Here is a 23,280-nt window from a genome sequence, read left to right on the forward strand (position 1 = left end):
CAATGGTCCGTCGTGTCTCGGGGGCAACGCGAGGGCATTTACGCGAAGTTCACCATCTTCGCGACCACGCGCCGGTCCTGGCATCTGTTTCGTCTCATTACCCCTTTTGGCTCTCGTCAATCATTTTCCGCGAACCGTCGAGAAGGCTTGGCAATGCCGGATTTTGGAATGCTACGGCGCTTTGGCCGGCTCCTCTCGCGGTTGCAGCGTGACTCCCGTGCCAATGTCGCCGCCACTTTTGCGATCGCGCTCGTGCCGCTCATCGCGTCGATCGGATGCGCCATCGACTACAGCATGGCAACGCGCATCAAGGCGAAGCTGCAAAGTTCCGCGGATGCGGCGAGCGTAGCCTCGATCTCGGTCAACTCGGCCGGGTACAACGCCGCGATGGCGATGACGTCGAATGGATCGGTTGCCGCCGGCGTCACGGAAGCGAACAACATCTTCAACGGAAACGCATCAGGGTTTGCCAACAGCTTCACCAATCTGGGTGAGACGAGCACCGTCACCAAGACGGGATCGAGGCTGACGTCCTCCGTACAGTTCAGTGCTGATGTCCCCGTCACCTTCATGCAGCTTCTCGGCTACAGAAAGCTGACCGTGACCGGCAGCTCGTCCTCGTCCACGACGCTGCCGCTGTATCTCGATTTCTATCTGACGCTGGACGTCTCGGGCTCGATGGGCCTTCCCTCGACCACTGCGGAAGCCCAGCGCATGCAGTCGATCAACCCCGATAACTACCGGCAATATCCGACGGGCTGCACGCTGGCCTGCCATTTCTCGCCGCAGAACAGCGCATGCACCGACAGCGGCACGCAAGGCTATCCCACCAACAATTATTGCCTCGGCTACGCCATCTCGCGTGTCAGCCAGAGCGGCTACCGGGGCCTGCTCAGCCCGAAGGCCAGCAATCCCATGGGCGTTCAGCTGCCTTCCTCGATCGTCTCCGGACTGCCGAATTCGCTCTACTCAAATCTCGCGACGGTGGCGAACTGCCCGACGGACGGGACCGATTCCTGCATCCAGCTGCGGCTGGATGCCGTCGGCTATGCGGTGAACCAGCTGTTCGTCACGGCGAACAATACGGAGAAGGTGGCGAACCAGTTCCGCATCGGGCTGTATCCCTTCATCCGCTATCTCTACTCGTACTTCCCGTTGACCAGCAGCATCAACGGTTCGACGACCAATCCGTCGACCATCAACTATGCGGCGGCCAATCTGGCGACGCTGCTCGATACCAACGTGAATTCGAGCCTTGGTTCCGGCGGCACGCACATCGACACGGCGTTGTCGAGCGTGAGCACGCTGATCACGAGCGTAGGCGACGGCAGCGCGTGGAACAATACGCTGCCCTATGTCTTCCTCGTCACCGATGGTGCGCAGGATCCGCAAGTCAAGGGCGTTCCGAACGGGTCCTGGTCGGGCAGCAACCATGCCACCACGATCGACCCGGCGACGTCCTGTACGCCGCTGAAGAACCGCGGCATCATTATCTCCGTGCTGTACATCCCGTATCAGAAGATCAATCCGGTCAATACCTCCTTCGCCGGCGACGAGGACGATTACGCCAACTGGAACATCCCGAACATTCCGACCAGCCTGCAGAACTGTGCTTCGCCGGGCTTCTTCTACACCGCGAACACACCTGCGGACATCACGGCGGCCTTGAACGCGATGTTCAATCATGCGGTCCAGGAGGCCCGCATCACCAACTAACCGGCTGCCTGATACGCCGGCGCCGACATCAGGAATTCGGCATAGGCATCAGCGTCGGGCGGCAGGAAGTGTCCCTTGAGTCCGCGGCGCCTCTGCATCTCTGCGCCGATATCGGCCATCAGCTCGTCGAAATGGCGGTAGTGATAGGGCGCAACGCACAGGCCGCCGTAGACGCCGGCAGCCGGCCGTTCCACGCGCTTGAAGTGCAGCATCATCTCGATGTTGTCGCGCATCTGTCGCTCCGTTGGCTGCCGCACCAGTTGCCCATCGGCATAGCGAACCAGCCAGTTGGCGGCGAGATCGGCGCAGAGCACGGTGCAGAACGAGGAGTTGAAGCCGACGAAGCCGAGCTCGGGCAGGTCGGGGTTGGCGATCAGGCGATAGAGCCGGTACTGCCCGTCCGCATCAACGAGCTTTTTCTTATAGGCCTCGGGGAGGAAGGGCACGCCGAGCTTGTAGCCGATCGCGAGAACCGCAACGTCGGCACCGACGCGCTCGCCGCCGCTCATCACGATGCTGTCGCCTTCATAACGATCGAAGGTGCCGAACACGGCCTTGATGCGGCCGTCTGCAACCATCGGATAGAAGCCGGGCGTTGCGATCGGCACCGAGCAGTTGACGCCGTCCTCGATCCGCTCCTTCGGCACCATCCTGCACTTGTTGAGCTTGAGCTGCGCCTTCAACAGGCTCTCGAGCCCGCGCCAGTTTGCCCAGATCAGCGGGGCTGCGACGCGATAGGCGAGCCGCGACATCGCGCCGATGCCCCAGCCCGGAAACATCTCCTCCTGCGCGCGGATGTAGAGGATGCGTTTGAAGTTCACGAGCCCGCCGATGAAATAGGGGATGCGCCAGACCGGCTCGCGCATCACGATGGTGACCTCGCGCGCACCTGATTTCACCGCGTTCACGGCAATGTCGGTCGCGGATTTCGATCCGCCAAGCACGACGACGCGACGGCCTTTCGCCAGCGCGGGATCGCCGTATTTCGACGAGTGCAGGATCTCGCCGCCTTGCGCCAGAAAGCCGTCCTCGCCCGGGCAATGCAGCTCGCGCGGCTCGTTGAACTGCCCGGTGCACACAGCGACGAAATCGAAGTCCTCGTTGGTGGTCGCGCCATCCTTGCCCGACAGCGCGAGCGTCCAGCCGGGTTTGCCGTCGACGCGCCGCGCCATGCCGGAAACCGTCGTGCCGAGGCGCAGCATGCGGTCGAGGCCGAAGCTTTTCGCGTAGTCGGCAAGATAAGCATGGACCTGCGGCCCGGTCGGCCATTCCGGATAGGCCTCCGGCATGGCGCGATCGGTGTAGCGGTAGAGATCCTTGGGGCTTTGCGTCTGCACCTCCGGGTAGGAGCGCGCGGGCTCCCACACACCGCCGAGGTCGGCGCTGCGCTCGACGATGGTGACGCGGTGGCCGCGGGCGGAGAAGGCTTTCGCTGTGGCGAGGCCGGAGACGCCGGCGCCGATTACGCAGACATGCTTGGGGCTGACCATGAGATGGCTCGCAATCGAGGTGTTTTGCGCGCAAGCGACTTCGTTCGGCCGCAAGGCGCGGCCGGCGGAGCTGCAAGCAGGTGAAAGCGGACGAGGAGGCGGGCGCCTAGTCGTTGGCCTCGGGCGGCAGGAAGTCGACCTCGTGCAGCGCCGAGATACGCACGACTTCGGCCGGGTCGGTCAGATTGTGGAGCTGGTTGAACAGCGCCTCCAGCTTCTGCATCGGCGAGACCCAGAACAGCGCGCGGCACGGCTTGTCGGACTTGTTGAAATAACCATGCGGAATGCCGCGGGGCATGCGCACGAGGTCGCCGGCATGGGCTTTGACCCAGACGCCGTCGAGCTTGAGGTCGAGCGTGCCTTCCTGCACCAGGATGAACTCGTCCTGGGTCGGATGGATATGCACCGGCACGAACTGGCCGGGATCGCTGTTGGTCTCGAATGCGAAGGTGGAGTCGGTGACGGCCTTGGGGAAGTAGACCTGGCCAAGGATGTTCCAGCTTTTGCCGCCGTAGCCTGTGCCGTTTGCAGTAATGCCCTTTTCGAGTGCAGTCATGGCTCGCCTCCTGTTGGATACCGGCGAGGACCGAGCTTCAGCCACGCGCGGGCGGCTGTCTATCCGTTAAACGAATCCGGCGCGGCTGTTGCCATGCAGCACGACGATTTCGCGACACCACCCTTTTCGCGCCCTGCGAACTATTATAGGCTTAAAGCAATTTCGCGACGCGAAGTGGTCGATCATGTCCGCAGCCGTGCAGGAAATGAGCGCAAGGGCGTCCGCAGCCGGACGGCTTGCGGCCTTCGCGCGCGTCACGACCGACGATGTCGACGAAGCGGCCGAGCTGATCGGTCGCATCTTCTGCCCGCACGATCTCAGGCCGGCGCAGGCGCGTGCGTCCAGATTTTCGGCCCGGCACAATTGCGCGGCCTTCGACGGCTTTTCCATCAACTACGTTGCCTATGGCGGGACCGTCAGCATCGATCCCGGCTGCCTCGATCGCTTCTTCCTTGTCCAGATCCCGCTCACAGGTAGCGCCCATATACATGCAGGTGCCAGCGGATTCGATGTCGCGCCTGGCGAAGCGGCTTCGCTGCTGTCGCCAACCATCCCGACGCAGATGACGTGGCGTGACTGTGCGCAGGCGATCTTGCTGCTCGACCGCCGCATGGTGGAACAGCGTGCCGCGGCGCTGTCGGGCAGGGCGGCCGCCGCGGTCGAATTCGATCCCGTGATCGACCTGCGCGCGCCCCCCGGCCGCCATCTGCAAGCCAGCCTTGCCGAGCTGATGATGCTTGCCGAACAGTTGGGGCCGTCCGGCCGGCTCTCACCGGCCATGATGGCCGATTGGCGCGAACTGCTGCTCGATCACCTGCTCATTGGCCAGCGGCATGGCTTGTCGGATGCGATCAGGACGTTCTCGGGGCAGGCCGAGCGTCTGCCGCGCGCGCTCCGTGCTGCGCGGGACCATCTTGCGGACAATGCCGATGAGCCGCTCGATCTCGTCCAGCTTGCCTGCGCGTCCGGCATCGGCATCCGTGCGCTTCAGCTCGGCTTCCGCCGTCACTTCGGCGTGTCGATCTCGGAGATGCTGCTCGATATGCGTCTGGCCGGTCTTCACACCAGGCTCGCGCAGGCGCCGCCGGACGCCTCCATCACCGCCATCGCGTTCGACCTCGGTTTCACCCATCTCGGCCGCATGGCCGGAGCCTACCGCGAAAAATTCGGCGAGACACCCTCGGCAACACTGCGGCGGCGGATGAGCTAGCGGGAGGTGCCGGGATATCTACTTCCGTGATCGCGTGGCGCTGTCTTCGGGGGCCTGCCTGCGCAGGAAGCCTTCGAGATCGGCCTGCACCGAATAAGGTGTCGGGATCGCATCGCCCGCTGTATCGACGGCGGTGTCGAGCGAGCGGCGCAGCATGCGTGCGAGCTCGGCCTTGCGGTAGGGCTTTGCCAGCAGAGGCGCGCCCTTGGTGACGCCTTCGGGCGCGTGCTGGGAATCGTTCGCGTAGCCCGAGGTGAACAGCACCCGCAGCGAGGGCCGTGCTGCCACCATCTGGTCGGCAAGCTCGCGGCCATTGATGCCGCCGGCCATCACGATGTCGGTGAACAGCAGGTCGAACGGCGTGCCGCTGGCCGCGATCGCGAGCGCTTCGGTCGCGTTGGCGGCGGGCACGACCTTGTAGCCGAGGCTTTCGAGCTGGACCGTTACGTATTGGCGGACGTCGCGGTCGTCCTCGACGCAGAGAATGGTCTCCGTTCCGCCCACGATCTTGCGCGAATCATAGCTTGCGGGGCGCAACGCACTGGTCTCCGCCTTCGGCAGATAGATCGTGAAGGTCGTGCCGCGGCCTTCTTCGGATCTGACCTTGATGCCGCCGCCGGACTGCTTGACGAAGCCGAACACCATGCTGAGCCCGAGACCGGTGCCCTTGCCGACCTCCTTGGTCGAGAAGAACGGATCGAAGATCCGTTCGACGTGCGCTTGCCGAATACCCGTTCCGGTATCAATGATCTCGATCTCGACATAGTCGCCGGCGTAGCCGGCGCCGACCGCCACGGCCTCGCGGACGCCGAACACCACGTTGCGCGTCGTCAGCGTCAGGCGGCCGCCCTCCGGCATCGCGTCGCGGGCGTTGATCGCCAGATTGAGCAGCGCCGCGCTGAGTTGCCCGCGGTCGGCGTAGGCGAGCCAGATATTGCCGTCGAACTTCCTCACGATCTCGATCTTCTTGTCGAACGTTGCCAGCAGCAGCTTTGAAAGCTCCTCGAGCAGATCATTGACGTCGATCTCGGCCGGCTGCAGCGCCTGCTTGCGCGCAAAGGAGAGCAGGCTCGAGGTCAGCGCGGCGCCGCGGTCGGCGGCCTCGCTGATCAGCTTGGTGATGGCGGCGAGCGGCGGATCGTCCTTCACGGCCTCGGCCAGAATCTCGATCGTGCCCGTGATGACAGTCAGCATGTTGTTGAATTCGTGCGCGATGCCGCCGGTGAGCTGGCCGACCGCCTCCATTTTCTGGGACTGGATCAGCTGCTCCTCGGCTGCGCGCTTCTGTGTCACGTCCTTGACGAAGACGTTGATGATGGTGCGGCCGCCGATGCGGAGCGCCGTGCTCGACGCCTCGATCCGGATCTCGTCGCCGGTTCGGTGCAGGATGTTCGCCTCGAAGCGGATGCCGATCGGCGTATCGGACAGTTCCGGCAGGATGCGCATCATGCGCTGCCTGAATCCGGCGCGGAGCGGCTCGGCGACCAGCAACTCGACGACGTCGGCGCCCAGGGCTTCGGGCCGCGACCATCCGGTCAGCGCCTCGGCCTGCAGGCTCCACTGCAGCACGATGCCGCGTTCATCGGTCTGCACGAAGGCGTCAAGCGCGGTCTTGATGATGGCTTGCGTCATCTGCGCGCTGTCCGCGCGCGCCTGCGCCAGCTCGGTCAGCCGTGCGGCGATGCGCTTCTTCTGCGACGTCGCGATGCTGCGTGCGCAGATGCGCGCGAGCAGCAATGCAACGGCGCCGCTGGCGAGCAGGGCAATCAACTGGGGCACGCCGGGACCGGTGCCGGTCGCGGCATACGAGACCAAGAGAGCCACGGCGGTCACGACGGCCTGCGCGGCCATCGCGAGTGTCAGAAGCCCTCTGAGTTTCATGCGCTCACACCACCGACATCTGCCGCGGGCCGCCAAGGGTCTCCAAGGGTCTCCAAGTGTCTCCAAGGGTCTCCAAGTGTCTCCAAGTCCGCCCTGTCAAAGGAGTCCGGCTCCCTGTGAGCTACAGACTCCCTGCGGCGGCGTCGAGGGCATTTTCCGGCGGTGCGGGGGTGCGGACCCGGTTCAGCCAGCCGGCGGATCGGACTGGCGCAGCGTCGTGACCCAGATCACGCGCGCTGTCTGCTGGGTCGGGTTGTCGAACATGTGCGGCACGATGCTCGGAAAGCGAAAGCTGTCGCCGGCTTCCAGCACATGGGCCTGGTTGTCGAGCCAAAGCCGCAGGCTGCCGGACAGGACGTAGCCGGCCTTCTCGCCGATGTGCTGGAGGAAATCGGTGCCCGAGGAGGCGCCGGGATTGAGCGTGAGCTCATAGAGCTCCAACTGGCCTTTGCCTTCCGGCGTCAGCGCTTCCTTGACGACGCCGCTGGCGGTGAGGCGCAGCAGGCGGCGGTTGTTTTTGCGCACGATGTAGCGCTGCACATCGGCGGGATCGCTGGTCTCGAAGAAATAGGAGATCGGCACGTCGAGCGCGATCGAGAGCAGGCGCAGCGTGCGGATCGACGGCATCGCGCGCGCTCGTTCGAGCTGGCTGATCATGCCGTTGGAGAGGCCGGTCTTGTTGGCGACGTCCTGGATCGAGAGACCGGCGCGCTGGCGCAGCAGCCGCACGGTCTCGCCGAGACGCGCATCGACTGCATCATCGGACTCGGTCGTCGGGGCGTCCTTTGGACTGTTGTCGCCGCGACCATCCATGTCGCTCTCCCATGCTTGTCCTCGCCGCCGGATCAGCCGGCGGCGGTTTGAAAAGGTCGCGTATCCTAGCAATGCGATTGACAGCTGTATTTAGTCATGATGAACTTTTGGCTGAAAAATTTAGAAGCACTAAAGCCCTCTCCTGTCCCTTTGCCGGGGTCCGGGGCGCGGGAGAGGTGCCGCGTGCGGAAACGGAGACTGGTCATGGCAGACAGCACCGGCAAGTTCGGCGTTGGCGGATTGCATCATCTCGGCATTCCAAATCGCCGGCAATTCTTCCAGCTCGGCGCAGGCGCCGCCGCGGGATGGACGCTGTCAGGCACAGCTTTTGCGCAGACCGAACGCCCGAGCACTCCGCCTGACAAGCCGCGCGGACAGGTGATCGCGGCGCTGTCGCAGGAGCCGACCGTCTTTCACCCCTTGATGCCCGGCATCGAGGTCGATCAGGGCATCTGGTGGCAGGTGTTCTCGCCGCTCTGGTTCATCGATCCCGACGGCAAGTTCGTTCCTGATCTGGCACGCGAAGTCCCGACGGTCGAGAATGGCGGCCTGTCGGCCGACGGCCTGACCTGGAAGATCAAGCTCCGCAGCGACGTGAAATGGCACGACGGCACGGCCTTCACGGCAGATGACGTCAAGTTCTCGCTCGACCTGATCAACAATCCCGACTTCCGCGTGCGCAACCGGGTCGGCCACAGCCTCGTCAAGGACATCACGGTCGTGGCGCCTGACGAGATCCACTGGCGAATGGAAGCTCCCTATTCGCCCTATATGTCGATCCTGTCGCTCACCTTCATCGTGCCCAAGCACATTCTGGAGAAGGTGTCGGATCCGAATTCGTCACCGTTCCACAATGCGCCTGTCGGCACCGGGCCGTTCCGCTGGGGCGAGCGCGTGCCCGGCGACCACATTCAGGTCAACGCCTATGCCGGCTATCACGGCAAAGGGCCCTACGTCGAACGCGTGGTCTTCAAATACATTCCTAGCCTGACCGTCCTCTACACCCAGTTCCGCACCGGCCAGGTCGACTACACCGGCCTGCAAGGCATTCTGCCGAACTTCGTGCAGGAGGCGAAGACGCTGAAAGCGAGCAAGATCTTCGTCTCGTCGACGTCGTCAGTCGAGCACATCGCGCCCAATCTGGAGTTCGGTCCCTTCGCCGACCACGCGGTGCGCGAGGCGCTCTATCTGGCCATCAACAAGCAGGCGATCATCGATGCGCTGAACTACGGCCTGCCGACGCAAACCGAAAGCTTCGTACCGCAAGAGGCCTGGTCGTTCCAGCAAGGCCTGCCGCAACACAAATACGATCCGGCCAAAGCCAATGCGCTGCTCGATGCGGCCGGCTGGGCGCGCGGCTCCGGTGGCGTCCGCGAGAAGGGCGGCGTGAAGCTCGAATTCACCAATTCGACCACATCAGGCAACGCCGTGCGCGAGCAGACCCAACAGCTCCTGATCCAGGATTGGCACGCGATCGGCGCCAGCATGCGCGTCAACAACATGCCGGCCGCCGTGATCTGGGGCGATTTCTGGCAGCAGTCGAAGTTCAATTCGGTGATCGTCGGCGTGAATTTCATGCTGGGCAGCGATCCTGACGTGACGCCGCGGTTCGGCTCCGGCGCGATCCCAGCCAAGGGCGGCCGTGGTTACAACACCTACCAATACCAGAGCGCGGAGGCCGATCGTCTTCTTGCCGACGGCGCCAGGCAGTTCGATCTCGAACAGCGCAAGAAGACCTACGGCGATCTGCAGAAGCTGATCCGCAACGACCTCGCGATCCTGCCGCTGTTCCAGGGCTTCATCGCCGAGGGCGTGAAGGAGGGGTTGCAGGGTTTCCGCCCCAACATCAACACGTCGACCAATTGCTGGAACATCCGCGAATGGTACTGGGCCTGATGCCTCAGGCTGGCTGGATCGCCTGAGATGGCCCGTTACGTCCTCAATCGCCTGGCGCAGGCGGCGATGCTGCTGGTGATCGTCTCTGCGATTGGCTTCGCCCTTTTGCATCTTGCGCCGGGTGGTCCGCTGTCGCAATTCGCCGCCTCCGCGCAGATGACGCAGGAAGATCTCGACCGCGTCTCCAAGCAGCTCGGGCTCGATCGCCCGTTGCCGATCCAGTATCTCGACTGGTTCGTCCGCATGCTCCGCGGCGATTGGGGCAAGTCCTATCGCGACGGCGAGGCGGTGCTGTCGGTGATCTCCTCGCATCTCGGCGCGACGCTGGAGCTGATGGTCACCGCGACCATCATCGCGGTTCTGCTCGGCTGCTGGATCGGCATATCAGGCGCGCTGCGGCGCTATTCGCTGTTCGATTCGCTCGCGACCGTCGGCGCCATGATCGCGCTGTCGATCCCGACCTTCTGGTTCGGCCTCGTCACCATCTACGTCTTCTCGGTGACGCTCGGCTGGCTGCCGGCGGGAAATCGCGAGACCGTCGGCGACGGCTCCTTCCTCGATTTGCTGCATCATCTCATTGCGCCGGCGATGGTGCTGGGACTGGTCGAGACCGCGATGTGGGGCCGCTTCATGCGCTCCTCCATGCTCGAGGTGATCAACCAGGACTACATCCGCACCGCGCGCGCCAAGGGCATGCCGGAATGGCGGATCCTGACGGTCCACGCGTTACGCAACGCGCTGCTGCCGATGATCACGGTCGCGGGCCTGCAGTTTCCGACGCTGCTCGGCGGCGCGCTGGTGGCCGAGACCGTGTTCACCTGGCCAGGCATGGGGCGGCTGTTTCTGGATTCCATCGGCTATCGCGACTATCCCGTGGTGATGGGCATCCTGATGTTCTCGGCGATCATGGTGCTGATCGGCTCGCTGATTGCCGACATTCTCTATGCGGTCGTCGATCCCCGCATCCGGGTGGGCTGAAGCGATGGCGACCGCAATCCTGTCCACCGCTCAACCCACGCCCGGCCAGGGCGCCTGGCGACGCTTTTGCCGGCATCGGCTCGCGCTTGCGGGCGCGGTGACCATCGTGGTGCTCGTTCTTGGCTCGGCGTTCGGTCCTGATCTGCTGCCGTTCGATGACACCTACATCGACATCATGAAGCGGTTTGCGCCGCCGCTCTCGGGCGCGCATATCCTCGGCACCGACGAGCTTGGCCGCGATGTGCTGGCGCGGTTGATGATGGGCGCACGCGTCTCGCTGTCGATAGGCTTCGTCGCGATGGTGATCGCGACGGTGGTCGGCATCGTCGTCGGCGCCTTCGCCGGCTTCTATGGCGGCGTCGTCGGCGCGGTCCTGATGCGGCTCGTCGATGCCGTATTGTGCTTTCCGACCATCTTCCTGCTGCTGGCGCTGGCGGCGCTCACGGAGCCCGGCTTCGTCACCACCACCGTGCTGATCGCAGCGACCGCCTGGATGTGGGTGGCCCGTGTCGTCGAGGCCCAGGTGCGCTCGCTGCGGGAACGCGAATTCGCGGTGGCCGCGCTCGCCTTCGGTTCGTCGAACCTGCGCATCATGTTCCGCGAGCTCGTGCCCAATGCGATGGCGCCGATTCTCGTGGCTGCAACGCTCAACGTTGCCAAGGCGATCCTGCTGGAATCCTATCTCAGCTATCTCGGTTATGGCATTCAGCCGCCGGCCGCGAGCTTGGGCAACATGCTCAACAACGCGCAGATCTATCTCACCAGCGCGCCGTGGCTCGCGATCGCGCCCGGAATCGTCATCACGCTGGCCGTGACGAGCTTCAATTTCCTCGGTGACGGCCTGCGCGATGCGCTCGATCCGCGAATGAACATCCCATGACGAGCAAGAATCCGACCGAACAGAAGTCCAGGAGTGAACAATGTCCCCGCCGCTCAACCGTATAAACAGCGACGAACGCCTGCCCGCGCAGGCGGATGTCGTCGTCATCGGCGGCGGTGTCATCGGTGTCTCCGCGGCCTATCATCTGGCGAAGAAGGGGCTCTCCGTCGCGCTGGTCGAGAAGGGCCATGTCGGTGGCGAGCAGTCGAGCCGCAATTGGGGCTGGTGCCGTCAGCAGGGTCGCGCACGCGAGGAGATTCCGCTCGCGCGTGAAGCATTGCGCTTGTGGGAGGACATGCAGAACGACGCCGGCGTCGATGCCGGCTTCCGCCGCACCGGCGTGCTGTTCCTGACCAAGAGCAAGGACGAACTCGCGAGCTGGGAGCGTTGGGCCGCGGTCGCGCGCGAGATGCAGGTGCACTCGACCGTGCTGACGCCGGCAGAGGTCGCCGAGCGTATGCCGGGAAATACCGACAAATGGGTCGGCGGCCTGCATACGCCGAGCGATGGCCGCGCCGAGCCGTCGATGGCCGTGCCTGCGCTCGCCACGGCTGCGCGCAAGCATGGCGTCACCATTCACCAGGGCTGCTCCGCGCGCGGGCTGGAGACGACGGGCGGACGCGTCAGCGCCGTCGTCACCGAGAAAGGCACCATCAGAACCCAAGCCGTGCTGCTGTCGGGCGGCGCCTGGTCGTCGCTGTTCTGCCGCCGTCACGGCATCGAGCTGCCGATCGGCCTCGTCAACGCCACCGCTTGCCGGACCACGCCGGCACCCGAGATCACCTCGGGTGCGCTCGGAACCGATCTCTACTGCATCCGCCGCCGCCTCGACGGCGGCTTCACGCTGGCGCTGCGCAACCGCGGCACGGTCGAGCTGTCGCCCGATCTGTTCCGCTATGCGCGCACCTTCTGGCCGACCTATCAGCACCGCAAGAACGGGCTTAAACTGTCGTTCGGCAAGTCGTTCTTCGACCAGATCATGCGCGGCACCGGCTGGAGCTTTGACAGGCCGTCGCCGTTCGAGACAGAGCGCGTGCGCGATCCCGCGCCCGACATGTCGCTGGTCAATTCCGCGCTCGCGTCGCTGATCAAGGCAAATCCAGAGTTAAAGGACATCGAGATCGCGGAAGCCTGGGGCGGCACCATCGACTGCACGCCGGACACGATCCCGGTGATCTCGCCGGTGAACGCGCTGCCGGGCTTTTTCCTCGCTACCGGTTTTTCCGGCCATGGTTTCGGCATCGGCCCCGCCGCCGGCAAGCTCGCCGCCGACATCGTCACAGGCGCGACGCCGCTGGTCGATCCGGCCGCCTACAGCCACGAGCGCATGATCGACGGCCGGCGGCTCGCGCCCGTCAGCCCGTTCTGAGGTCCGCATGACGGTCCTCTACAAGGCCAATATGGTGCGCGGCGCGGAATGGGCGCGCTTCTTCGCGGAGCGCGCGCCGCAGCTGCCGTTCCGGCTTTGGCCCGACATCGGCGATCCCGCCGATGTCCGTTATCTCGTGGCGTGGGTGCCGCCTGATGACATCGCGACGATCTTTCCCAACCTCGAACTGGTCTTCTCGGTCGGTGCCGGCGTCGACCAGTTCGACGCGACGAAAGTCCCACCGCACATCCCGCTGGTGCGCATGCTGGAGCCCGGCATCGCCGAGACCATGGTCGAATACGTCACCATGGCCGTGCTCGCCCTGCATCGCGATCTCCTGCATTTCATCAATCAGCAGAAAGAGCAGATCTGGCGCGAGATCCGGATCACACCGGCGAAGCGTCGCCGCGTCGGTGTAATGGGGCTCGGCCAGCTCGGCCAGGCCGTGCTCGAACGGCTCAGTGCGTTCGGCTTTCCGCTATCGGGCTGGAACCGCTCGCCGCGCCAGATCGAGGGCGTCACCTGCTACGCCGGCGCGGATACCTTGCCGGAATTCCTTGCGCAGGCCGATATCCTCGTCTGCCTGCTGCCGCTGACATCAGAGACCCGCGGCATCCTCAACGCCGATCTGTTCGCGCGCCTGCCGCGTGGCGCCTCGCTCGTCAATGTCGGCCGCGGCCCGCATCTCGTCGAAGCCGATTTCCTCGCCGCGCTCGATAGCGGCGCGCTGTCCGGTGCCGTGCTCGATGTTGCCGATCCCGAACCGCTGCCGGCGGGACATCCGTTCTGGAGTCACCCGCGCATCCTGCTGACGCCGCACAATGCCAGCATGACGAGCCCGGACAGTGCCGTCGATTTCGTACTCGACGTCATCGGACGCCACCGCCGCGGCGAAGCGCTGCCGGGGCTGGTTGATCGCAGTCGCGGCTATTAGGACATCGGCATGAGCATCGGCGCAAACAGTTCGAACCAAGTGGTTGCCGACGCGCAGGTGCCCGTGCTCTCGGTCGCGGACCTCACGACGTCCTTCCTGCGCGAGGGGCGATGGCTCCCTGTCGTCCGCAATGTCTCCTTCGATATCGCGCCGCGCGAGACTGTCGCCATCGTCGGCGAGTCCGGGTCGGGCAAGAGCGTCACCGCGCTCTCGATCATGCGGCTTATTCCGAAGGAAAGTGGTCGCATCGAGGGCCGCATCACACTCGCCGGCCGCGATCTCCTCGCGCTCCCGGAAACGAGCATGAAGGACATCCGCGGCAACGACGTCGCGATGATCTTCCAGGAGCCGATGACGAGCCTCAATCCGGTGCTCACCATCGGTTTCCAGATCGCGGAAGCGCTGATCCAGCATCGTGGCCTGTCGCGTGCGGCCGCCGAAGCCGAGACCATCCGCCTGCTCGACCGGGTCCGCATCCCCGCGGCAAGATCGCGCTTCCACGAGCATCCGCATCGCTTCTCCGGCGGCATGCGCCAGCGCGTCATGATTGCGATGGCGCTGGCCTGCAGGCCCAAGCTCCTGATCGCGGACGAGCCGACCACCGCGCTCGACGTCACCATCCAGGCCCAGATCCTGGAGCTGTTGAAGGAGCTTCAGCAGGAAGAGGGGATGTCGATCCTCTTCATCACCCACGACATGGGCGTGGTCGCCGAGATCGCCGACCGCACCGTGGTGATGTATGGCGGGCAGGCGGTGGAGACGGATACGACCATGCGCATCTTCGACGCGCCTTCGCATCCCTATACTCGCGCGCTGCTGTCGGCCGTGCCGCGACTCGGCTCGATGGCCGGCCGTCCGCGGCCGATGCGCTTTCCGATCGTCGACAAGGTCACCGGCAGTTCGGACGAGCCTGCGGAGACGCCCGATACCGTTTCGATCGCGGAGCGTCCGCTGTTAGAGGTCTCGAACCTCACCACGCGCTTTCCGATCCGCTCCGGCCTGTTCGGCAAGGTCTCGGGTCGCGTTCACGCGGTCGAGAACGTCTCCTTCACCTTGCGTGCCGGCGAGACGCTGGCGCTGGTCGGCGAGTCCGGGTGCGGCAAGTCGACCACGGGCCGCTCCATCCTCAAGCTGACCGAGCCCGACGCTGGTACTGTCCTGATCGACGGTCAGGACGTGCTCGCCTTGAGCGGTCGCACCTTGCGCGACTTCCGCAAGCACATGCAGATTGTGTTTCAGGATCCGTTCGCGAGCCTCAATCCGCGGATGTCGGTGGGCACGGCGATCGCAGCGCCGCTGCTGGCCAATGGCCTCGCTACGGCCTCGCAGGCACGCGACAAGGTTGCCGACCTGCTGGTGCGCGTCGGCCTCACCGCCGACATGGCCGCACGCTTTCCGCATGAATTCTCCGGCGGCCAGCGACAGCGCATCTGCATTGCGCGGGCACTCGCGCTCGGACCAAAGCTTATCGTCGCGGACGAGGCGGTCTCTGCGCTCGACGTCTCGGTCAAGGCACAGGTCGTGAACCTGATGCTCGACCTCCAGGCCGGCATGGGCCTCGCCTATCTCTTCATCTCCCACGACATCGCCGTGGTCGAGCGCATGAGCCACCGCGTCGCGGTGATGTATCTCGGCGAGATCGTCGAGATCGGCCCGCGCGCGTCCGTGTTCGGCAATCCGCAGCATCCCTATACGAAGAAGCTGATGGCCGCGGTTCCCGTGCCCGATCCGTCACGTCGCGGCGCAAGACGCAATGTCGCCAACGATGAGATCAGAAGCCCGGTGCGTGCGCCCGACTACCAGCCGCCGGCCCGGCAATACCGCGAGGTCTCGCCGGGCCATGTCGTGCAGGTCTGGGGCGAGGAATGGTCGGCGTGAGGCGCCGCGCGCCTTACGAATTCACGTGCACGAAATCCCGCAGCAGCGGATAGATCTCGTTGTTCCAGCGCTTGCCGGAGAACACGCCGTAATGGCCGACGCCGGCCTGCATGTGATGGACGCGGCGATAGGCGCGCACGCCGGTGCAAAGGTCTTGCGCGGCGAGGGTCTGGCCGATCGAACAGATGTCGTCCTTCTCGCCCTCGACCGTCATCAGGCCCATGCGGCTGACGGCCCTGGTGTCGACGGGGCGGCCGCGATGCATCAGCTTGCCCAGCGGCAGCAGATGCTCCTGGAACACGTCGCGCACGGTCTCGATGTAGAACTCCGCCGGCAGGTCCATCACCGCAAAATATTCGTCGTAGAAGGTCTTGATGCTCGCCGCCTTCTCCTTCTCGCCCTTGGCGATGTGGTTGGCGAGGTCCATGTGTTGCTTGATGTGCCGCTCGAGATTCATCGAGACGAAGGCGGTGAGCTGCACGAAGCCGGGATAGACTTTGCGCAACGCGCCGCGGCACTGCACCGGTACGTAGTTGATCAGGTTCTGCTCGAACCATTCGATCGGCTTGCTCTTGGCGAACTCGTTGACCTTGGTCGGCTGGATCCGCGTGTCGATCGGCCCCGCCATCAGCGTCAGCGTTGCGGGGCGCGAGGGATGGTTGCCCTCGCACATGATCGCGGCGGCCGCGAGCGCCGAGACCGACGGCTGGCAGATCGCGACCATATGCGGACGTGGGCCGAGCTGACCGAGGAAGTCGATCAGATGCTCGGTGTAATCGTCGAGCCCGAAGCGGCCCTCGCTGCGCGGAATGTCGCGCGGATTGTGCCAGTCGGTGATGTAGACATCGTGGTCCTGCAGCAGCGTCTTCACCGTGCCGCGCAAGAGGGTGGCGAAATGGCCGGACATCGGCGCCACCAGCAGCATCCGCGGCTGCTCGCTCACGCCGTCCTTCCTGAAATGCAGCAGCGAGCCGAATGGCGTGGCGTAGGCGATCTCCTCGGTCACGCCGATCTCGCGATTGCCCACCATCACGCTGTCGATGCCATAGGCCGGGCGATCATAGGTGAGGGTGGAGCGCGAGATCAGCTCCAGCGCCGCCGAGAGCCGGCCGACAACCTGGTCCGACATGCCTTGCGGCACCAGATTGAGGAATTTGAGCGCCGACGAGGCGCCCGCCCGCAACGGCGCCGTCAAATCCATCTGGTTCTGAAAAGCCTGATAATACATCGACATCATACTGAAGCGCCCACCTATCCGCTGCCGCCATGCAATATCGGAGCCAGACGAGAGGCGGCAGCCCCTTGGAATTGGCACGTCGCTTGCTGCGCGTTGGGGCGGAAACGGTGAGGGAAGGGCCCTATGGCGAAGGCGACACTGACCATCAGCAGCAAGAACTACTCGTCCTGGTCGCTGCGTGGCTGGCTGCTGACGAAATTCTCCGGGCTCGATTTCGAGGAGATCATCACCGCGCCTGATGACGCATCGGCACGTGCCGAGATCCTGTTGCTGTCGTCCTCGATCCTGGTGCCCTGCCTGCGGCACGAGGGCGCCACGGTCTGGGATACGCTCGCCATCGCCGAATACCTCAACGAGGTGATGCCGTCAGCCGGGCTGTTGCCTGATGATCGCGTCCAGCGCGCGCATTGCCGCTCGATCTCGGGCGAAATCCATTCCGGCTTCACCACGCTGCGCGCCTCGCTGCCGGTGAACCTGAAGGGGCACTTCCCCGGCTTCAAGATCTGGTCGCGCGCGCAGGCCGACATCGATCGCGTCTGGTTCATCTGGCGCGACTGCCTGGCGACGTCAGGCGGCCCGTTCCTGTTCGGCGAGAAACGCACCATGGCCGATGCGATGTACGCCCCCGTGGTGACTCGCTTCATGACCTACGACGTCAAGCTCGAGCCTGACCTGAAGGCCTATGCCGACACCATCATGGGCATGCCCGAGATGAAGGAATGGATCGCGGCGGCCAAGGACGAGCCGGCCGAGATCGAGGAGCTCGAGGTCGAATATTAGGCAGGCGCCGTGTGGCCTGCTTGTTTCCGGAGCGGACGTGGCCAGTGTTCCTCGCCGACCTCTATGTCTTTGCAAATATTAACCTTTGATGCCGGTATCCAGCGGCGGCCACTTCGCGCGCTGCGCAGATCTTGTGCGCGCCGGCGCGGCCATGTCGACATCTAGCCGTGAACAGCCGCGTACAAGGCCATCAAGTTGATTCGGACGTGATTCGTTCGGGCCGCGTTCCGTTCGTTAAGGCGGAGCGCGGCCCCGTCGCATTATGACACAGACGGCCCGTCAGGCCGCGCCGGAATGCTTCACGCGCGGCATGCGCCAGCCGATGACGGTGGCTTCGACTGCGATGCCGGCCTCGTGGTTCTGCCAGCGGCCCTCGACATAGCGGCAGGCGAACGGAAGTTGGTACGTCCCGCTATGGTCCTCACACAGCACTTCGACCGGTAGACCAGGTGGCGGTTCTCCGGCGCCATCGAATTCCGCCAGACGTCTATCGCGCGTTGCCATTCCAAAAATCTCCCCTAAGCAAAGCCGCGGAAAGAGCGCCCACTTCTTCCGCGCGCGGTTTAGTGCTCCCCTGTCCAAAGGATCATCAGAGGGAACATGCCAAGCTCAACGCGAGAATGCGGTACGAGTGTGGTAGCCTCATGCGGCTCTGCGCAATCGGCGCACATTGCCGTGATCGATTTTGATGAGGAACCTTGATGCTGCGCCGGATCGCTCCTGCTTGTTTCGCCATGTTACCGCTCGTCGCGCACACGCCGGTCGCGGCGCAGGACGTTCCCGGCATCGAGATCTGCACCGTCGAGAAGACCATGGAGCGGCGTACCAGCTGCCTGCAGAGCAATGTCGATTTTCTCCAGAAGACCATCACCAAACTCAATCTCGATCACCAGCAGAAGCTGGACGCCGCCGTCAGGCAGATCGATGCGCTGAAGGTGACGATTGCCGGCTTGCAGAAAACCATCGGCGATCTCCAGGCCGCGCAGGCGAAGACGACGGAGGACCTGAAGAAGAAGCAGGATGCGCCGCCGGTGAAAGACGCGAAGGACAAATAGGGTGGGTTAGCTTGGCGGGCTGCGCGAAGCGCTTCTGCTCGGCGTAACCTACCTCTTTCGTTTTCGAGGAGACAGAAGTGGTGGATTACGCCTTCGGCTAACTAATCCACCCTACGATTCAGCGCCCGCTGCCTGACCGCAATCCCGATCAAGCGAGGCGCGCGATGACGGCGCATCATCGCTCCGCTTCGAACGAGAGCCTTAAAACCATGAACCCGGCCCAGCGCGCGCTCTGGTACATCGAAAGCCATCTGGCCGAGCCGATGACGCTCGACGAGATCGCTGCGATCGGAGGCGTGTCGCGGTTCCACATGGTGCGCGCGTTTGCCGCAGCCACCGGTTATCCGGTGATGCGCTACGTGCGCGCGCGGCGGCTGAGTGAGGCGGCGCACAGCCTTGCCAAGGGTGCGCCGGACATTCTGAGCGTCGCGCTGGAGGCGGATTACGGCTCGCACGAAGCATTCACCCGCGCGTTCCGCGACCAGTTCGGCACCACGCCCGAAGCAGTGAGAGCGGCGACGTGTACCCACCAGCTCAAGCTCCAGGAGCCGATCCTCATGGACTCCACGATCTCGGACGATCTCAAAGCCCCGCGTTTCGAAACCGCAAAGGCCTTCCTCGTTGCCGGCATTGCCGAACGCATCTCCTGCGACAATGGCGCCATTATCCCCGGGATGTGGGCCCGTCTCCACCAGGAGGTCGCAGACATTCCCGAACGCAATGGCAACGTGGCTTACGGCGTCTGCTGCAACGGCGATGATTCCGGTAATTTCGATTACATCGCCGGCGTCGAGGTCGGTGATTTCTCTAATCTCGCGCGACGCTTCGGCCGCATCCGCATCCCCGAGCAGCGCTACGCGGTGTTCACCCACACCGACCACGTCGCCTCGATCCGCCGCACCGTCAGCGCGATCTGGAATCGATGGCTGCCGGCATCCAGCTACAAGGCCGCGGATGCGCCGAATTTCGAGCGCTATGACGAGAAGTTCGATCCCGTCAGCGGCAATGGCGGCTTCGAGATCTGGGTGCCGGTGAAGGAGTAACGCTGCAACGCTGGCATACCATCCCGCTTGCTTGGCAAGGGGGACCTACTTTGTCATAACCGCTGGCAAACCTTGCCAGCGGGGCCCGTGCCGGACATCCCGAGCAAGCCATAACAAGCAGCCGGGAGGGTCTCCATGTCCGACGTCCGCGTTCTCGCCACCGACCTCGCATTTCCGGAGGGGCCGGTCGTGATGCCCGACGGTTCGGTGGTGCTGGTGGAAATCCGCGGCCAATGCCTGACCCGCGTTTATCCCGACGGCCGCAAGGAGGTCGTCGCGAAGGTCCCGGGCGGCCCCAACGGCGCCGCGCTCGGCCCCGACGGCAAGATCTACATCTGCAACAATGGCGGCTTCTCCTGGATCCCGGCCGGCAAGATGATCATGCCGGGCCCGCAGCCCGAGGATTATCTCGGCGGCTCGATCCAGCGTGTCGATCTGCACACGGGCAAGGTCGAGACCGTCGTGACCAAATGCGGTGAGCACGATCTGCGGGGACCGAACGATCTCGTCTTCGACAAGCACGGCGGCCTGTGGTTCTCCGACCTCGGCAAGCGCCGCCCCCGCGAGATGGATGTCGGCGGCATGTATTATCTCGAGCCCGGCATGAAAGAGATCGTCGAGGTCGTGCACGGCGTGCTGCCGGCCAACGGCATAGGCCTGTCGCCGGATGAAAACACCGTCTACATCGCGGAGACGCCGACGGCCCGGCTCTGGGCCTATGAGCTCTCCGCGCCTGGCACGCTGAAGCCGCGCGAGGTGATCTATCGCGGCGAGCGTGGCAAGCCGATCTGCGGCCTCGGCGGCTATCAGATGTTCGACTCGCTCGCGGTGGAAGCGAACGGCAATGTCTGCGTCGCCACTTTGGTTTCAGGGTGCATCTCGGTGATCGCGCCCGATGGGACCCTGGTCGAGCAGGTCCCGACCGGCGACCGCGTCACCACCAACATCGCCTTCGGCGGCCCCGAGCTGAAGACGGCCTACATTACGCTGTCGGGCAAAGGCGAGCTGATCGCCATGGACTGGCCGCGCGGCGGTTTGCCTCTCAATTTCCTAAATAAGTAAACGGTGCTAGTGACCGTCATTGCGAGCGAAGCGAAGCAATCCAGAAATGTGTCCGCGGTGACAGGCTGGATTGCTTCGTCGCTTCGCTCCTCGCAATGACGCGACGTAAGGAGAGACTTCAATGCCCTGGCCTGATCCCACCACCTTGCGCGGACAGCACGCCCGTCTCGAATCGCTGTCGAAAGAACATCTCCAGGGGCTGACGGAGGCCGTGAAGGACGGCGAGCTGTCGAAGCTCTGGTACACGGCGATCCCGCTGCCGGAGAACATGGGCAAGGAGATCGACCGCCGCTTGGGCCTGCAGGCCGCGGGCTCGATGCTGCCATTCACGGTGTTCGACGCCGGCGGCAACATCGTCGGCATGACGACCTATATGAACACCGATGCCGCCAACCGCCGCGTCGAGATCGGCTCGACCTGGTATGGCAAGAGCGCGCAGCGTGGCCCGCTCAACACCCAGTGCAAGCTGCTCTTGCTCCAGCACGCCTTCGAGACGCTGAACTGCATCGCGGTGGAATTCCGCACGCATTTCTTCAACCACCAGAGCCGCCGCGCCATCGAGCGCCTCGGCGCCAAGCAGGACGGTGTCTTGCGCAGCCACCAGGTCGCGCCGAACGGCACACTGCGTGACACCGTCGTGTACAGCATCACCGCCGCCGAATGGCCGACGGTGAAGGCGCATCTCAACTACCAGCTCAACGAAAGGCCGCGCTAGCTTTTGTGCACGCTTTTCGCACCAATGTCGCCGCTGGTTCGATCACCTCTCCCCATGGGAGAAGGTGAAGAACGCCCGCTTCTGGCACCGATTTAACGAAGACGTATTGCACGCTAAGGACGCAGGCACCATGGACAGATTTGACTACGTGATCATCGGCGCGGGATCGGCCGGTTGCATCCTCACCTCCAGGCTCAGCGAAGATCCTGACGTGAGCGTCTGCGTGCTCGAGGCGGGCCCGAACGACTGGCACCCCTACATCCATCTGCCGGCGGGTTTCATCAAGACCTTCCACATGAAGAGCATCAACTGGGCCTACCAGCAGGAGGTCGGGCCCTACACGAACGGGCGCAGCATCTACGCGCCGCGCGGCAAGACGCTGGGCGGCTCGTCCTCCATCAACGGCCACATCTACAACCGCGGCCAGCGCATGGATTTCGACACCTGGGCGCAGATGGGCAATCGCGGCTGGGGCTACGCCGACGTGCTGCCTTACTTCAAGCGCCTGGAGAAGCGGGTCGGCGAGGGCGACAGCACCTTCCGTGGCCGCGACGGTAATCTCACCGTCACCACCATGGACTGGCGCGATCCGCTCTGCGAAGCCTTTATGGAAGGCGCGGTCTCGCTCGGCATTCCCCGCAACCCCGATTACAACGGCGCGAAGCAGGAAGGCGTCTCCTACTGCCAGCGTACCATCGACAAGGGCCTGCGCGTCTCCGGCTCGACCGCATTCCTCAAGCCGGCGATGAAGCGGCCGAACGTGCATGTGCACACGCACGCGCACGCGACCGAGATCATCTTCGAGGGCAAGCGCGCCGTCGGCGTGCGCTACACCAAAGGCGGCCGCGGCGGTACGCCGGTCGAGGTGCGCGCCAACAAGGAGGTCATCCTTTCCGGCGGCACCTATAATTCGCCGCAACTGCTCCAGCTCTCCGGCATCGGCTCGCCAGATTTGCTGAACGCCCACGGCATCCAGGTCCGCCACGCGCTCCCCGTCGGGGAAGGTCTTCAGGATCACTACGCCCCGCGAACCGTGGCGCGCGTAAAAGACATCAAGACGATCAACGAGCTCCGACGCGGCTTCTCGCTGTGGATCGAGGCGCTGAAATGGGCGACCGCGCGCCGCGGCCTGCTCTCGCTGTCGCCGACCATGGTCTATTGCTTCTGGCACTCCGGCGAGAGCGCCGATAGTTCGGATTTGCAGCTAACCTTCACGCCAGCGAGCTACAAGGAAGGCGTGCAGGGCCAGCTCGAGGACGAGCCCGGTATGACCGTCGCCTCCTGGCAGCAGCGCCCAGAGAGCCGCGGCTATGTCCGCATCCGCTCCAACGATCCGTTCGCGCCGCCGATCATCCAGACCAATTATCTCGACGCCGAGCTCGACCGCCGCGTCATCGTCGGCGGCATGAAGCTCGCGCGCAATCTCTTGAAAAGCGCGCCGCTCTCGCCTTACTACGCCTATGAGGATTTCCCCGGCCCGAACGTCGTCACCGACGACGAATTTCTGCATGCGGCGACCGAGCGTGGCACCACCACGTTCCACCCCGGCTGTACTTGCCGCATGGGCCCGGCGGATTCGAACTGGGCGGTCGTCGACGACCAGCTCCGCGTGCACGGCCTCGAAGGTCTCCGCGTCATCGACGCCTCGGTGATGCCGCGTATGATCTCGGCAAATTTGAATGCGTCCACCATGATGATCGCCGACCGCGCCTCGGACCTGATCCGCGGCAAGGCGCCGATGGAAGCCGCACGCATCCCGGACGCAGCGGTGGCGTGAAGTCCACCGC

General features: G+C 64.4%; 20 protein-coding genes. 14 read left to right on the forward strand and 6 right to left on the reverse strand.

Annotation, left to right across the window (positions count from 1 at the left end; all coding sequences use genetic code 11):
• Positions 1–168 precede the first annotated feature (168 nt).
• Positions 169–1,716, forward strand: a complete 1,548-nt coding sequence (locus XH91_RS08515; RefSeq protein WP_245470701.1) for a TadE/TadG family type IV pilus assembly protein — start codon at positions 169–171, stop codon at positions 1,714–1,716.
• Here XH91_RS08515 and XH91_RS08520 read toward each other — a convergent pair.
• A complete protein-coding gene (locus XH91_RS08520) occupies positions 1,713–3,206 on the reverse strand; it encodes a flavin-containing monooxygenase (RefSeq protein ID WP_128950171.1) in 1,494 nt (497 codons plus the stop codon). The two genes, XH91_RS08515 and XH91_RS08520, sit on opposite strands and share 4 nt — an antisense overlap.
• A gap of 106 nt (positions 3,207–3,312) precedes the next feature.
• Complete coding sequence (locus XH91_RS08525; protein WP_057743125.1) at positions 3,313–3,762, reverse strand: cupin domain-containing protein; 450 nt, start codon at positions 3,760–3,762, stop codon at positions 3,313–3,315.
• Between the two features lie 184 nt (positions 3,763–3,946).
• Here XH91_RS08525 and XH91_RS08530 point away from each other — a divergent pair, with 184 nt between their 5' ends.
• Complete coding sequence (locus XH91_RS08530) at positions 3,947–4,972, forward strand: AraC family transcriptional regulator (RefSeq protein ID WP_128950172.1); 1,026 nt, start codon at positions 3,947–3,949, stop codon at positions 4,970–4,972.
• 18 nt (positions 4,973–4,990) lie between these two features.
• Here XH91_RS08530 and XH91_RS08535 read toward each other — a convergent pair whose 3' ends face one another.
• Together XH91_RS08535 and XH91_RS08540 are read right to left on the reverse strand one after the other, a co-directional pair.
• Complete coding sequence (locus tag XH91_RS08535) at positions 4,991–6,853, reverse strand: ATP-binding protein (RefSeq protein WP_128950173.1); 1,863 nt, start codon at positions 6,851–6,853, stop codon at positions 4,991–4,993.
• Positions 6,854–7,036: 183 nt separating this feature from the next.
• Positions 7,037–7,666 carry a helix-turn-helix domain-containing protein gene (locus XH91_RS08540; protein ID WP_128950174.1) on the reverse strand — a complete coding sequence of 210 codons (630 nt, stop codon included), beginning with the start codon at positions 7,664–7,666 and terminating at the stop codon, positions 7,037–7,039.
• A gap of 204 nt (positions 7,667–7,870) precedes the next feature.
• Here XH91_RS08540 and XH91_RS08545 point away from each other — a divergent pair, with 204 nt between their 5' ends.
• The 6 genes from XH91_RS08545 to XH91_RS08570 are packed head-to-tail and all read left to right on the forward strand — an operon-like array spanning position 7,871 to position 15,601.
• Positions 7,871–9,562 carry a peptide ABC transporter substrate-binding protein gene (locus tag XH91_RS08545; RefSeq protein WP_128950175.1) on the forward strand — a complete coding sequence of 564 codons (1,692 nt, stop codon included), beginning with the start codon at positions 7,871–7,873 and terminating at the stop codon, positions 9,560–9,562.
• 27 nt (positions 9,563–9,589) lie between these two features.
• Complete coding sequence (locus XH91_RS08550) at positions 9,590–10,540, forward strand: ABC transporter permease (RefSeq protein WP_128950176.1); 951 nt, start codon at positions 9,590–9,592, stop codon at positions 10,538–10,540.
• Between the two features lie 4 nt (positions 10,541–10,544).
• A complete protein-coding gene (locus XH91_RS08555; protein ID WP_128950177.1) occupies positions 10,545–11,420 on the forward strand; it encodes an ABC transporter permease in 876 nt (291 codons plus the stop codon).
• Between the two features lie 40 nt (positions 11,421–11,460).
• The gene (locus tag XH91_RS08560; protein WP_128950178.1) at positions 11,461–12,789 is read left to right on the forward strand and encodes an NAD(P)/FAD-dependent oxidoreductase; all 1,329 of its coding nucleotides are present in this window, start codon (positions 11,461–11,463) and stop codon (positions 12,787–12,789) included.
• 7 nt (positions 12,790–12,796) lie between these two features.
• Positions 12,797–13,723, forward strand: a complete 927-nt coding sequence (locus XH91_RS08565) for a 2-hydroxyacid dehydrogenase (RefSeq protein WP_128950179.1) — start codon at positions 12,797–12,799, stop codon at positions 13,721–13,723.
• 9 nt (positions 13,724–13,732) lie between these two features.
• Positions 13,733–15,601, forward strand: a complete 1,869-nt coding sequence (locus tag XH91_RS08570; RefSeq protein WP_128950180.1) for an ABC transporter ATP-binding protein — start codon at positions 13,733–13,735, stop codon at positions 15,599–15,601.
• Between the two features lie 13 nt (positions 15,602–15,614).
• On the opposite strand, the gene XH91_RS08575 is transcribed toward XH91_RS08570, so the two are convergent.
• Positions 15,615–16,838, reverse strand: a complete 1,224-nt coding sequence (locus tag XH91_RS08575; RefSeq protein WP_128950181.1) for a polyhydroxyalkanoate depolymerase — start codon at positions 16,836–16,838, stop codon at positions 15,615–15,617.
• Between the two features lie 123 nt (positions 16,839–16,961).
• Between XH91_RS08575 and XH91_RS08580 the strand changes: the two genes are divergently transcribed.
• Positions 16,962–17,618: a glutathione S-transferase family protein gene (locus tag XH91_RS08580; RefSeq protein WP_128950182.1), complete on the forward strand. Its 657-nt coding sequence runs from the start codon at positions 16,962–16,964 to the stop codon at positions 17,616–17,618.
• A gap of 279 nt (positions 17,619–17,897) precedes the next feature.
• Here the strand turns inward: XH91_RS08580 and XH91_RS08585 are convergent, their stop codons facing one another.
• On the reverse strand, positions 17,898–18,122 hold the full coding sequence (locus XH91_RS08585) for a hypothetical protein (protein ID WP_128950183.1): 225 nt from the start codon (positions 18,120–18,122) through the stop codon (positions 17,898–17,900).
• Between the two features lie 197 nt (positions 18,123–18,319).
• Between XH91_RS08585 and XH91_RS08590 the strand changes: the two genes are divergently transcribed.
• From XH91_RS08590 to XH91_RS08610, 5 genes are all read left to right on the forward strand, one after another.
• Entirely contained in the window at positions 18,320–18,673 is a 354-nt protein-coding gene (locus tag XH91_RS08590; RefSeq protein WP_128950184.1) for a hypothetical protein, read from the forward strand.
• A gap of 209 nt (positions 18,674–18,882) precedes the next feature.
• Positions 18,883–19,716, forward strand: a complete 834-nt coding sequence (locus XH91_RS08595) for an AraC family transcriptional regulator (protein ID WP_128950185.1) — start codon at positions 18,883–18,885, stop codon at positions 19,714–19,716.
• Positions 19,717–19,851: 135 nt separating this feature from the next.
• Positions 19,852–20,778 carry an SMP-30/gluconolactonase/LRE family protein gene (locus XH91_RS08600; RefSeq protein ID WP_128950186.1) on the forward strand — a complete coding sequence of 309 codons (927 nt, stop codon included), beginning with the start codon at positions 19,852–19,854 and terminating at the stop codon, positions 20,776–20,778.
• A 121-nt stretch (positions 20,779–20,899) separates the two neighbouring features.
• Positions 20,900–21,493: a GNAT family N-acetyltransferase gene (locus XH91_RS08605; RefSeq protein WP_128950187.1), complete on the forward strand. Its 594-nt coding sequence runs from the start codon at positions 20,900–20,902 to the stop codon at positions 21,491–21,493.
• A gap of 130 nt (positions 21,494–21,623) precedes the next feature.
• Positions 21,624–23,270 (forward strand): GMC family oxidoreductase, encoded by a 1,647-nt coding sequence (locus tag XH91_RS08610; RefSeq protein ID WP_128950188.1) that lies wholly within the window; start codon positions 21,624–21,626, stop codon positions 23,268–23,270.
• The last annotated feature ends 10 nt before the right edge of the window (positions 23,271–23,280 follow it).

Origin of the sequence: Bradyrhizobium guangzhouense, from assembly GCF_004114955.1 — a bacterium.
Lineage (GTDB): Bacteria > Pseudomonadota > Alphaproteobacteria > Rhizobiales > Xanthobacteraceae > Bradyrhizobium > Bradyrhizobium guangzhouense.